This window comes from Salinicola salarius, from assembly GCF_003206135.1.
Taxonomy (GTDB): Bacteria; Pseudomonadota; Gammaproteobacteria; order Pseudomonadales; family Halomonadaceae; genus Salinicola; species Salinicola salarius.
On sequence record NZ_PZJT01000028.1, the window covers coordinates 1 to 1342 of the forward strand.

General features: G+C 63.0%; 2 protein-coding genes. Both read right to left on the minus strand.

Annotation, left to right across the window (positions count from 1 at the left end; translation table 11 throughout):
• Positions 1-975 (minus strand): NAD(P)/FAD-dependent oxidoreductase (locus DOM32_RS17460; protein WP_157957118.1); only part of this gene is annotated, 975 nt, incomplete at its 3' end.
• 89 nt (positions 976-1064) lie between these two features.
• The coding region (locus DOM32_RS17465) for an FAD-binding protein (RefSeq protein ID WP_208625413.1) at positions 1065-1342 on the minus strand (278 nt) is incomplete at its 5' end.

Here is a 1342-nt window from a genome sequence, read left to right on the forward strand (position 1 = left end):
GGTGATCGCGCGGGCGCCATAGGCGACACGTTTGCCGCCTTCGAGATGGCGTTTCAGCAGCGGGTGATGCTTCATGCGCTGGAATTCGTCGAACGGCGAGAGATAAGGGTTGCGGTACGCCAGGTCGACGATCAGTCCCACCATCACCTGCTGGTTGTCGCCGTGATAGAGAAACCAGCCGCCATGGCTGTCGCCGCCATGGTCCTTGTCATTCAGCGGCCAGCCGGAGCCGTGCAGCACCAGGCCCGGCTCGTGCTGCTCGGCGGGCACGTCCCACAATTCCTTGAAACCGATGGCGTAATGCTGCGGGTCGCGGTTCGCATCGAGATCGAAGCGCGAGATCAGCCGCTTGCCGATATGGCCCCGTGCGCCTTCGCAGAACAGCGTGTACTTGGCACGCAGCTCCATGCCGGGCATATAGTTGGCAGTCTCGCTGCCATCGGCGGCCACGCCCATGTCGCCGGTGATGATGCCCCGTACGATCCCTTCGTCGTCGACGATCGCTTCCTGGGCGGCGAAGCCGGGAAAGATTTCGACACCCAGCCCTTCGGCCTGCTCGGCCAGCCAGCGGCAGAGATTGCCGGCGCTGATGACGTAGTTCGGATTGTCGGTGTCGTTCGAGCTGGCGTGGCCGGCATTGTGCATCGACTTGGGTACCAGCGCGTTGGGCAACTTCTGGGCCTTGTCGGCATCCTTCAGCAGATAGAGCTCGTCGCGCAGTACCGGCGTGTTCAACGGCGCGCCGCGCTCGGCCCAGTCCGGGAACAGTTCCGACAGCGCGCGCGGTTCGAACACGGCACCGGAGAGAATGTGCGCGCCGACCTCCGAACCCTTCTCGACCACGCAGACGGAGAGCTCCCGTTCGGCCTCGTTCGCCTGCTGCATCAAACGGCACGCTGCCGACAGGCCGCTGGGGCCCGCCCCCACGATCACTACGTCGAAATTCATGGATTCGCGTTCAATTTGTGACGCCATGTCCCGCCCCTTGCTGAAGGAAAAATTCGACGGCTACGAAAAGCGCCGCTCCGGCGATAACCGGATAAACCACTGAATCAAGCCCAGTCTCATAGCTTGCTCTCAAGCAGCGGCAGCGCCTCAAAGAGATCGGCTACCAAACCGTAATCGGCCACCTGGAAGATCGGCGCTTCGTCGTCCTTGTTGATCGCCACGATCACCTTGGAGTCCTTCATGCCCGCGAGGTGCTGGATCGCGCCGCTGATACCGACCGCGATATAAAGCTCGGGAGCGACGATCTTGCCGGTCTGCCCGACCTGCATGTCGTTGGGCACGAAGCCAGCATCGACCGCGGCGCGAGAGGCACCGATGGCGGCGCCGAGCTTGT